Raw genomic sequence first — 11,044 nt, forward strand, 5'->3', positions numbered from 1 at the left:
CGTGGGCCAGCTCAGATCGACCGTCCGCTCTAGAAGTTGCCCGCCGAGTTGCACTTGACGCCCTGGTCGAGGCAGTTGCGCACCCGTGCGGCGAGCGCCTCGTCCTTCCACGCGTTGAAGAAGTCCGCGTGCATGGAGAACGACGTGCCGGACGCGAGGGTGATGCCGTCCGTGTTCGCGCTCAACGGGTACGAGATCACGAAGGACACCGACGGGACGGGCACCGGGTGGCTCTTCGGGCACGCCCCGGTGTGGTCCCCGTTGGCCATGTGCGCCTTGTGGTCGGGGCTGTCCAGGTGCTTGCCGTCCCAGCAGTCCGGGAAGGTGATCTGCCGGACGATGTTCGCGGTCTTGGCGCAGACCGGGAACGTCTTGTCGGCGCTGCGGCCGATCTCGCCGCCGATGCCGGCGCACCAGAAGTGGTTGCCCTGCTTGTCCGGGGTGTCGACCTGGGTCTTGGCGTTACCGGTGATCATTCGCAGGCCGAACGGGAAGGGCTGGGTCTTGCTCGGGTCCTTCAGGCGGGAACCGTAGTAGACGGTCACCTCCTTCGGGTCCACGACCTTGCCGTTCTGGTACATCGTCGGCACCCAGTAGGCGGACTGGTCGTCCGGCGAGTTGCAGGTGGTCGCCTTGGACGCCCGCAGCGATTCGGCTGTCGAGTTGGCGTCGGTCGACTTGTTGCCCCAGAAGGTGTGGTTGTGCGAGCCACCCACCAGCTTCGGCAGCACGATCGGGTCGTCGCTGTTGTGGTGGCTGGTCGTACAGCCGACGTTGAATTCGGGCACCTTGACCGGGTTGCCGGTCACCGGCTTGGGCTTGCGCGCGAAGAACGCCTTCGTCGCGGCGGCCTGCGCGCCAGCGTCGATGGTGATCCAGCCGCCGGATGCGGTGGGCGGGGCGGCGCTGGTCGCCGGCGTTCCGGGCTTGCCCGGCGCGGACGGGGTGGCCGAGGTGCCCGGGGCGCTCGGCGTGGCCGACGGGTCGCCAGGGGCGGTGGCCGTCGGCGCGTCCGGGCCGGACGAGCCGATGCCGGTGTCGCTGGACGGTCCGGACGCGCCGGGGCTTGCCGGCGCCTCCTTGCATCCGCCGGCCAGCGCCAGGCTCACCAGCAGCAGGGCGGTGACGGAACGACGGTGTCGAGGGGTGGAACGGAGATTTATCAACGGGGGCGCACCTTTCTTCCGAGAGGGAAGAATACGAGTGGACCCCCTACCCGCTTCCAGTTGGAACGATTAATTCTCCCTTAAATAGCGCTCAGCGATTGCCTGGTCAGCTTTGTGGAGTCGCCGTGATATCGGCTCGATCTCAATTCTCTGATTTCTCTCCAAAAACCGTAATCGGCGACTGTGGCGCCACTCCACTTCTTGAATGGTTGGCCGTGTCGGGTCAGCAGCGCTCGCGTGCCTTGCGCAGGAAGGTCTCCCGTGGGATGACCTTCGTCGAGTTGTGTCCGTCCGGTGCCAACACCTGGTCCGGGCCGATCCGTGGCAGGTCCGCGAGGGTGAAGTCCACCGAGAGGGCCTCAGGGCGGCTTGCCCCGTCGAGGGTGTAGGTGACTCCGGGGCGAAGTTCGGTGAGCAACTCGACGTCCACCTCGGCGCCGGGCTCGGACCCGGGGACGTCGACCGGCTCGTCGACCTCCCAGCCCTCCGGTGGCTGACCCAGCAGGGTGACCTCGACGACCTCGCTCGCGGGCGGGCCGCCGATGCTCCATCGGATCAGTGACCGTTTGCCCGGTTCACCCTCATGGCCGTTCTCGAACACGCGGATATTGGCGTCACGGTCGTAACAGGTGACCAGCACGCCGACCGGCCGGCCGTCCTGCACGGCGAGAGCGACAATCGGCTGCTCCGCTGGCGAGCAGGCGGTCAGGAGGAGGAGGGGCAGCGGTAGCAGAATCCATGAACGTCGTCTTCTGCGCATGTCGGCCAGCATTCCATGGCAGCATCACACTTCGATGCCCCGCGGATCACGAAAGGAAAGCGCAACGGTCGGACCTGGACCGCGTGCCGTGCCGAACGTTCCCACCTTCGTTGCGTGGTTTCCGGAAACAGCGCGGGGTGCCGTCGACGCGGAGAGAATTGCCGCCACGGAGCACACGGAAGCCGGGGGACGTTCGATGGTTTTACGGAGGCGTATGGCGCTCGTCGCGGTGGCCGTCGCGGCGGCACCGCTGGTCCTCGGTGGGTGCACCACCGAGCGAAAGGCCGCCGTACGTCCCGCCGAGCAGGTGGTGCCCTCGCCCGAACTGACCGTCACGCCGGCCGATCTCTCCCGGAACGTGCCGCTCAGCGCCGAGGTGGTTCCGCTCGTCACGGGTGGAAAGATCACCGCCGTGCGCATCGTCGACGAGGCGGGCACGACGGTCGGGGCGGAGCCACGCGAGGACGGCTCGGCCTGGGTACCGAGCGCCCCGTTGCGCCCGCAGCACACGTACACCGCGTCGGTGACCGCCACCGGCGACTCCGGGCGGACCACCACCCGCACCAGCAGCTTCACCACCGCGGCGGCGTCGACGAAGCCGCAGGTGAGCAGCACGCTGTACTTCGCCGACAAGCAGACGTACGGCACCGCGATGCCGGTGACCATCGGTTTCGATCCGCCCATCGCCAGGTCCGCCCGCGCCGACGTGCAACGTCGGTTGTTCGTCACCACGAGCCCGCCGCAGCCGGGTGCCTGGTCCTGGGTGGACGACGGCAGTCAGGTCTACTACCGCGCTCCCGACTTCTGGCGACCCGGCACGACGATCAGTGTCCGGGCGGGCCTGACGGGTCTGCCGATCGGGAAGAGCCACGTCGGTGACGCCGACCGCACCGCGACGTCCCGGATCGGACGGCAGGTGTCGCTCGAAGTCGACAACGCCACCAAGCAGATGCGCGTGCTACGGGACGGCAAGCTGATCCGCAGGATCCCGGTCAGCCTGGGCAAGCGCAGCACCCCCACGTCCAGCGGCAAGATGGTGATCATGGAGAAGCACCAGTACACCACGTTCGACACGCGCGGCGAGCCGAACGGCGGCTACGTGGTGAACGTCGAGGACGCGCAACGGCTCACCTGGGGCGGCGAGTTCATCCACGGGGCACCCTGGTCGGTGTCGGATCAGGGACACCGCAACGTCTCGCACGGCTGCACGAACATCTCGGCGGCCAACGCCGACTGGTTGATGGGCGTCACCCGGGTCGGTGACCTGGTCACCTTCACCGGCACCGAGGTCCGGCTCCAGTCGGGCAACGGCTGGACGGCCTGGAACACCAGTTGGGGCCAGTTCATCAAGGGCAGCGCGCTGCCCGTACCCGCGGATCTGCGACCGGCCCCGGCGTCGGCGCCGCCCGCCCGTGCGGTCGCCGGTGGCGTGCCGACGCCGGGGCCGTCCGCCTCCGGAGGCTGAACCCCCGGGCGCCCGGCGGGCTCTCGCCGCTGGCGCGGCAGCCCTACCCTCCGGGCCATGACGGCAGGGGGTGGCGCTGGTCAAGGAGGACGGCGAGTGGCGCGTCTGCCAGTGAGAGACCGCACCGCCGCCGTGCAGAAATCGGCGTGCGAGCTACGGTGAACCTGACGCTCGCGTGAGGAAGAAGGCTGTGTGGCTGACGTCACCGGCCTGGGGGAGGGGTCGATGCGGATCGGGGAACTCGCCACGAAGACCGGGGTGTCGGTACGAGCCCTGCGCTACTACGAGGAGCAGGGCCTCCTGACTGCCGCACGCAGCAGTGGCGGTCAGCGCCACTACCTCGACGACGCGATGGACCGGGTCTATCTGATCCAGATGCTGTACGCGGCCGGCCTGTCCAGCCGAACCATCCTGGACCTGTTGCCCTGCGTCGACGCGAAGGTCAACACACCGCAGTCGCGGGCACTGCTCCGCGCCGAACGCGACCGCATCGATCGGCAGATCACCCAACTCCAGCAGGCGCGCAAGCGGCTCGACGAGGTCATCGCGGACAGCGAGAGCCCAGCCAGCGGATGCACTCATACGGGCACCGACGCCGTGGTGGCGTAGCGACGCGGCGAGTCCCGGTCGTCACCACCCGCCGCGATCTGACCTCAGGGCGATCGGTGGCAGCTCAGCAGGGCGTCGCTTGGCGTGTCGAGTTGCTCAGCTGCCAACGATCACAGATTGGGCCAGCTCCGGGATGCCGTAGTGCTGGTCGAGGACCTGCATGGCGGCGCCCGCGGCGATCACGTCCGCGCCGAGGCTGGACAGGGCCACCCTGGTGCTGAGCCAGTCCGCGCGCAGGGTGTCTGCCCCGACTGCCTCGGTGACCGCCGCGAGATAGGTCTGCGGATGCCGCAGGAGGTCCGCGCCGGTCAGCACCACGTGAGCGAGGTCGAGGGTCTGGAGCAGGTTGACGACGCCGACGGCCAGCACGCGGGCGGCGTGTGCGATGTCGCCGGCCTCGACGGCGCGGTGGTGCACGATCTCCAGGCACCCGTGCCGGCCACAGACGCAGAGGGGCCCGGTCAGGTCGACGACAGTGTGGCCGAACTCGCCCGCGTTGGTGTGTGCCCCCCGATGGGCCGCTCCGCCCAGCCAGAAGCCTCCGCCGATGCCCGACTCGACCATGATGAGGGCCGCGTCGCCGAACGCCGCGCCGTGCCGCCAGGCCTCCGCCGTGATCCCCGCGGTGACGTCCTTGTCCAGGTGGACGGGGAGACCGAGGTGTTTCTCGGCGATCTCGCGCAGCGGTACGTCGTGCCAGTGCCGCAGGCCGTGGGCGTCCCGGACCAGGCCGTTGGCGTGGTCGAGTGGGCCGATCATGCCGATGCCCAGCCCGGTGAGTCGGCCCCGCAGGTCGCCGATGCCGGCCATCGTGTCGATGCCGGTGCTCAGGGCGTCGAGGAGTTGCCCCGGGGTGAAGTCGCGGGGCAGCGGGCTGACCGCCGAGTGGTGCACGGTGCCGGCCAGGTCGACCAGGACGAGCCGCAGCGTGCGTCGGGCCACGTGGGCGCCGATCGCGTACCGGCTGTCCGGGACGAGTTCGTAGACGACAGCGGGCTTGCCGATGCCCGGACGCCGGACGCCGGCGGGGCGGATCAGGCCGTCGGCGGTCAGCCGGGCGATGACCTTGGAGACCGCCTGTGGTGTCAGGCCGGTCGCCTCGACCACTGTCGCGCGCTCGAACGTGCGAGCCGTGCGCCCCACCGCCATCACGAGAGCCTGGTTGTAGCCGCGGAGGAACGTGACGTCGGCAGTGACGCGAGTCATCTCACCACCCTATTACGCAACGCTGTTGCTAAATTTTTTCGGTGATCGAGTTGAGTAGAGGTCGACGGCTGGCGGCGCTTGCCGCTCTGGCACTGGGCGGCGTCGCGGTCGGCCTGACCGAGTTCGTGGCGATGGGGCTGCTGCCCGACATCGCCCGCGGTCTGCTCCCGCACGAGTACGCGCGGTCGTCGTCGGACGCCGTCGCCCAGGCGGGCTGGATGATCACCGCGTACGCGCTCGGTGTGGTCGTCGGCGCGCCGCTGATCGCCGCGTTGAGCGCGCGCCTGCCCCGCAAGAAGCTCGTCCTCGGGCTGCTCGTGATGTTCGCCGTCGGCACTGTCGCGTCCGCGCTCGCCCCCACCTTCGATCTGGTGCTGGTGGCCCGGTTCGTGGCGGCGCTGCCGCACGGCGCGTACTTCGGTGCGGCCGGTCTGCTCGCGGCGACCCTGATGGGCCCCGGTAACGAGGCCCGTGGTTTCGCCACAGTGCTCGGCGGTCTGACCGTGAGCAACCTGGTCGGCGTACCGCTCATCACGCGGCTCGGGCAGACGGTCGACTGGCGGGTGGCGTACCTGGTCATCGCCGGTTTCTTTCTGCTCACCCTGCTGGCGGTGCTGGCGGTCGTTCCGGAGGTCGCCGCGGCGGTCGACGGCTCGCCGGCCGCCGAGTTGCGGGCGCTGCGGACCTCGCAGGTCTGGCTGGTCGCCGCGACCGGCGCTGTCGGCTTCGCCGGCTTCTTCGCGGTGAACACCTACATCGCACCGGTCACCACCGACGTCGCCGGTCTCTCCGCCGCGACGGTGCCGTGGACGTTGGTCGCGGTCGGTCTGGGGATGACCGTCGGCAACGCCCTGGGCGGCTGGCTGGCGGACCGCGACCTCCAGCGGAGCATGGTCATCGGCTTCGTGGCGATGATCGTGAGCATCGCCGTGTTCAGCCTCGTGGCGTCGACGAGCGTGGGCCTGTTCGTGGGCGCGTTCCTGGTCGGGGCGACCAGCCTGTATCTCGGTCCGGTCCTGCAGGCACTTCTGATCACCGTCGCCCCGGGAGCGCAACTGATGGGCGCGGCGGTCAACCAGTCGGCCATGAACATCGCGAACAGCCTGGGCGCCGCACTGGGCAGCGTCGCCATCGCCGCCGGATTCGGCTACCTCGCGCCGGCCCGGGTGGGTGTCGCTCTGGCGGTCGTCGGGTTGATCCTGGGGCTGATCGGCTTCGCCGTCGGGCGACGAGTGCGCGAGCGGGTCCCGGCGACCGTCTGACGAGTGCGGGTCCCGGCCACCGTCTCGACCTGAGGTGGCCGGGCCGTCCGCGAGGTGCGCTCAGAAGTCGTCCACGCTGACCGTCACCCGGTCGGTGCTCGATCTCCAGTTGGGCACGTTGATCACCTCGTGGCCGCCGCCGCGCTGGCCCACGGTGATGCGTACCAGGCCGAGGTGTGCCGGCGTCGCCGGGATGAAGACGTCCATGCCGGTGATGAAGGTCTGGCTGAAGAACTCCGGCAGCGGGGCCGACAGGTCGGTGACGCCGTCGCTGCCGTCGTCGAAGGCGAAGATGCCGATCGTCCGCTTGGCGCGTGGCGTGTTCGCCGCGTTCAGGACGTCCCTGCCGTTGATCCAGAGGTGGTCGCCGGCGTCGCCCTGGTCGCCCCACCACTCCTTCTGCCGCTGGATCGTGAGCGCCGTGTGCCGGTCGCTGGTCTCGACCAGACCGCTGAGGCCGTCGCCCGGCTCGCTGGTCGCCAGGCGCAGGAACGAGTCCGAGCGGAGGAACGGCTGGAAGTAGAAGTGGTGCGTCGCGGCGCCCGGGCGCACGATGGCGAACTCGTAGCGTGCCGTGGCGAGCACCGGGAGGGGGCCGAACGAGCCGTCGACGCCGAGCGACAGCCGATGCGCGGGCCGGTGTGACAGTCGGCCGCCGGTCAGTGGGCTGACCGGGTAGACCTCGAGGATCGCACCGGTGACACCGACGTTGCTCGGGAAGAGCACGGCGCGGCCGGAGACCCGGGCGGCGCCGAAGAGTTGCGGCACGATCCGCGTCGTGTGAGGCGCGTGGCCCCGGAGGAAGCCGAAGATCTCGGTGAACGACTCCGCCGAGGACACGGTCTGGGTGTGCGACTGGTCCGGCAGGTGCACGTTCGTCGAGCCGGCGACGGCGCGGGCCGGGTCACCCTCGCCCCAGATGGCGAGCGTGGGCACACCACCCGGCGGGGAGGTCGCGGTGCGCCCGTCCAGGTTGACGTAGTGCGCGACCCGGACGGCGCGCTCCGGCGAGCTGTTGAGGTAGCCCTGCGAGACGAAGGTGCCCAGTGAGTGCGCGACGAGGTCGACCCGGTCCGCGCCGGTGGCCGCGAGCAGGCGGGAGATCCGTGCGTCGAGTCCCGCGTACACCTGGGGCAGGATCGTCGCGATGTTCGGGGAGTCGTACTCGTGGGCTTCGATGATGTCGATCGGGTACCCGTTGCTGGCCAGCCGTTTGGCCTGGGTCTCGAACTGCGCCGCTGATCCCGCGCTGCCGTGCACGAAGATCACTGGACGGTGTGTCGGTGTGGCGGCGGCTTCGGCGGCGCGTGGCACGGCGACGACGGACAGGCTGGCCGCGAGGGCGACCCCGGCCACCACGGAGAGCAGGCTCCGGCGAGATGTGTGCATCGATCCTCCACCAGGACGGACGAAGTATTTGCACTACTAGCGCAAGTATCGTGTCAGGGTGGGGCGCGATGGTCCACACCTTCCGGTCAGTTGACCTTCGTGGCGAGCAGGTCGCCGACAGCGGCGCGGACCGGGTCGGGGTTCGACCAGCTCCAGTTGGGGTGCGCGCGGTTGGTGAGCAGCGCCAGGACGAGTTTGCGGTCGGGCGCGACCAGGAGCGAGGGGCCGGCGAATCCGGTGTGGCCGAAGGTCCGGGCCGAGGCGAGCCTGCCCATGAACCAGCTCTGGTTGAGCACGACGCCGAGGCCGTGCGCCGAGGTCCGATTGGGGCGCTCGGGATCGATGGCCGGTTTGCCGGCGTTGTGGTTGGTGAGCATCCGGCGCACCGTCGCCGCGGAGAGGATCCGTTTGCCCTGGTGGGCGCCCTCGTTCAGGAGCAACTGACCGATGGCCGCGAGATCGGTCGCGGAGGCGAAGATGCCGGCGTGACCGGCAATGCCACCCAGGTGGTTGGCGACGTCGTCGTGGACGACGCCACGGAGCAGCCCTCGGGACGAGCGGGCGTCGGTCGCGACCAGTCGGCTGGCCTTCGCGGCGGCCGACAGCCAGCTGTTCGGGTTGAAGCCGGTGTCGCGCAGACCGAGCGGGCCGGTCAGGTTGGTCTTGAGCGCCTGGTCGAGCCGCTGGCCGGTGACCTTCTCGACGATCTTGCCGGCGACCATGAGCCCGACGCTGGAATAGCGGAACGTCTTGCCCGGCACCGCGCCGGAGACCAGCGGCGTGCCGAGCACGGCGTTCCAGCGGGCCGCGTTGTCGGGCAGGCCGGTGACCGTGGCGCCGACGGGAAGACCGCTGGTGTGGGTGAGCAGCATCTCGACGGTGATCTGCTCCTTGCCCGTGCCGGTGAAGGCGGGCAGGTAGTCACGCACCGGAGCGCCGAGGTCGACGCGGCCCTTGTCGACCTGCTGCAACAGCAGGATGGCCGTATACACCTTGGTGACCGAGGCGAGGTCGAAGATGGAGTCCCGGCGCATCGCGACGCGCTGGTTCGCCGCGAGCAGCTTCGGACCCGCCGTATACCGCAGCGCCTCACCGACCGCGGTGTGCACAGTCACCTTCCCGCCCACCACGACGAGAGCGACAGCACCGGGAAAACCCTTGTGTTGCACGGTCTGTGAGGTCGCGGGCAGGTGTCGCCGGAGCAGGGCGGTCACGTCCTGGGCGTAGGGGGCCTGACGCACCGGCGGGTTGCCGCCGACCGGTGCGTCCGGTGCTCTGAGCGGCGGCCCGGCGTCACCCGCCGCTCCGAATCCGACCCGGCTGCCGGTGGCGCCCTTCGCGGTCGCCGCGTCGCCAGGGCCGGCCGAGCCGGTGTCCGGCGCGCCGGTGGCACCGCAACCGGTGAGGGCGGAGGTCGCGGCGGCAAGGCCGGCCCCGAGCAGAGTTCGACGTGCGACGGACATGCCGGAGATCGTGACAGCCGGCCGGAGGACGCGCCACCGGACCCGTCCGAACGACGGACCCGTCCGGCCCATCGGCCAACAGGCGGTCATCTGGCAGACACAGCCGGTTGCCGTTCAGGTGGTTGTGCGACGATCGGCGGGCAATACGTCGAACGACCGTCCACCGGTCTGTCCGCGCACGGTCGCTGACAGCAACCGGGGAGGGCACGCCCCCCGTTACCCCCTTGGAGAGCACCATGTCCCTCTCCCCGTCCCGGGTCTTCGCGGAACTGAACGCGCCGCGACCCCCTGACCAGTTGACCCCGACGATGGGCACGGCCGTTGTGGTCGGCGGCAGTGTCGCCGGTCTACTGGCCGCCCGGGTGCTGTCCGACCACGCCGACACCGTCGTCATCATCGACCGGGACGACCCGCAGGTGACCGGCGCGCGGCCCGGCGTACCCCAGGGAACACAGCTGCACGCGCTGCTGCCCGGCGGCCTCCTCCAACTGGAGCGCCTGTTCCCCGGATTCCGCGACGACGCACTGGCGCGCGGAGCGGTCGAGGCGCCGCCCGAGGCCCGGCGCAACTACCTCGACGGGCGTCTGAAGGTCGTCGTCCCCGACGACGCCGACAGTCTGGCGGGCAGTCGACCGCTGCTGGAGGGCCTGATCCGCCAGCAGGTGCTCCGGTTGCCCAACGTCAAGACGATCACCGCCCGCGCCACCGGCCTCGTGTTCGACGGCACCGCGGTCACCGGGGTCCGCTCCGAGGTCGATGGGGTGCCCGGTGTCGAACGCGCCGACCTCGTGGTGGACGCCATGGGGCGGTCCAGCCGACTCTCGGACTGGCTGGAGCAGGCCGACTGGGACCGGCCGGTCACCCGGCGGATGACGGTGCACCTCAACTACGCGACCGCCCTGTTCCGCCGCCCGGAGGTGACCCCGGCCTCGACTGTCGTCCTGGCTTTGAACACGCCGAAATCGGGGATGGACGTGGCCGGAGCCGCGTTCTTCGCCATCGAGGCCGGCCGGTGGATGGCCATGATGGCCGGTTACGGCAACGACCGCCCGGGGCGTACCGCGGATGACTTCGTCCGCCGCCTGCGCGAGCAGTTCCCACCGGAGTTCGGCGACGTCGCCGACCAGGAGATGATCGGCGACGTCCAGACCTACCACCATGCCGACAGTCGACGACGGGACTTCCACGCGCTAAAGCGGTTCCCGGCCGGCCTGATCAGCGTCGGCGACGCCGTCGCGTCGTTCAACCCGGTGTACGGGCAGGGCATGACGGCGGCGGCCCTGCACGCGGCCTGCCTCTCGATGTACCTTCGGTCCGGCCCGGATCTGCGGGCGCCCGCGCGCCACTACCTCGCGCTCCAGAAGGTCGTGGTGGACGCCGCCTGGTCGCTCTCCACCTCGGCGGACCTGGCGTTGCCCCACGTCGACGGGCCCTACCCGCGCGGCTACCGGTTCTCCCGCTGGGCCAGCAGCCAGGTCATCGCCGCGACCGTCACGGACGTGGCGACCGCGCGGCGGTTCAACGACGTCGTCTCCATGCGCGAACACCCGCACTCCCTGGCCCGCCCCGGCGTGCTTCTGGGCGCCCTACGCGCCAACCGGCGCGCACGCTAGGGCCTGTTTCATAAGGGCGGTCGAGCCGAGGCGGAGTCCGGGCGGCGATCCGGCAAGGCGCGGTTTCGTCCGGATACCGGTGTTGCGACGGCACCGAGGCGTGGGCCAACA

General features: G+C 70.2%; 9 protein-coding genes. 4 read left to right on the forward strand and 5 right to left on the reverse strand.

What is annotated here, in order from left to right:
- Window positions 1–29: 29 nt before the first annotated feature.
- Both AB0B48_RS28640 and AB0B48_RS28645 read right to left on the reverse strand, forming a co-directional pair.
- Window positions 30–1,166 carry a DUF1996 domain-containing protein gene (locus AB0B48_RS28640; RefSeq protein ID WP_357206900.1) on the reverse strand — a complete coding sequence of 379 codons (1,137 nt, stop codon included), beginning with the start codon at window positions 1,164–1,166 and terminating at the stop codon, window positions 30–32.
- Window positions 1,167–1,389: 223 nt separating this feature from the next.
- Complete coding sequence (locus tag AB0B48_RS28645; protein ID WP_357206902.1) at window positions 1,390–1,926, reverse strand: hypothetical protein; 537 nt, start codon at window positions 1,924–1,926, stop codon at window positions 1,390–1,392.
- Window positions 1,927–2,140: 214 nt separating this feature from the next.
- On the opposite strand from AB0B48_RS28645, the gene AB0B48_RS28650 reads away from it, so the two are divergent.
- Together AB0B48_RS28650 and AB0B48_RS28655 are read left to right on the forward strand one after the other, a co-directional pair.
- Entirely contained in the window at window positions 2,141–3,391 is a 1,251-nt protein-coding gene (locus tag AB0B48_RS28650; protein ID WP_357206904.1) for an Ig-like domain-containing protein, read from the forward strand.
- Window positions 3,392–3,616: 225 nt separating this feature from the next.
- Window positions 3,617–4,000 (forward strand): MerR family transcriptional regulator, encoded by a 384-nt coding sequence (locus AB0B48_RS28655; protein WP_357206916.1) that lies wholly within the window; start codon window positions 3,617–3,619, stop codon window positions 3,998–4,000.
- 96 nt (window positions 4,001–4,096) lie between these two features.
- Here AB0B48_RS28655 and AB0B48_RS28660 read toward each other — a convergent pair whose 3' ends face one another.
- On the reverse strand, window positions 4,097–5,206 hold the full coding sequence (locus tag AB0B48_RS28660) for an ROK family protein (RefSeq protein WP_357206906.1): 1,110 nt from the start codon (window positions 5,204–5,206) through the stop codon (window positions 4,097–4,099).
- Between the two features lie 41 nt (window positions 5,207–5,247).
- Between AB0B48_RS28660 and AB0B48_RS28665 the strand changes: the two genes are divergently transcribed.
- The gene (locus tag AB0B48_RS28665) at window positions 5,248–6,468 is read left to right on the forward strand and encodes an MFS transporter (protein WP_357206908.1); all 1,221 of its coding nucleotides are present in this window, start codon (window positions 5,248–5,250) and stop codon (window positions 6,466–6,468) included.
- Between the two features lie 60 nt (window positions 6,469–6,528).
- On the opposite strand, the gene AB0B48_RS28670 is transcribed toward AB0B48_RS28665, so the two are convergent.
- Window positions 6,529–7,857, reverse strand: a complete 1,329-nt coding sequence (locus tag AB0B48_RS28670; protein ID WP_357206910.1) for an alpha/beta hydrolase — start codon at window positions 7,855–7,857, stop codon at window positions 6,529–6,531.
- Between the two features lie 86 nt (window positions 7,858–7,943).
- On the reverse strand, window positions 7,944–9,320 hold the full coding sequence (locus AB0B48_RS28675; protein ID WP_357206912.1) for a serine hydrolase domain-containing protein: 1,377 nt from the start codon (window positions 9,318–9,320) through the stop codon (window positions 7,944–7,946).
- Between the two features lie 236 nt (window positions 9,321–9,556).
- Here AB0B48_RS28675 and AB0B48_RS28680 point away from each other — a divergent pair, with 236 nt between their 5' ends.
- Window positions 9,557–10,933: an FAD-dependent monooxygenase gene (locus AB0B48_RS28680; RefSeq protein ID WP_357206914.1), complete on the forward strand. Its 1,377-nt coding sequence runs from the start codon at window positions 9,557–9,559 to the stop codon at window positions 10,931–10,933.
- Window positions 10,934–11,044 lie beyond the last annotated feature (111 nt).

It is taken from the genome of Micromonospora sp. NPDC049089, from assembly GCF_040648775.1.
Taxonomy (GTDB): domain Bacteria; phylum Actinomycetota; class Actinomycetes; order Mycobacteriales; family Micromonosporaceae; genus Micromonospora.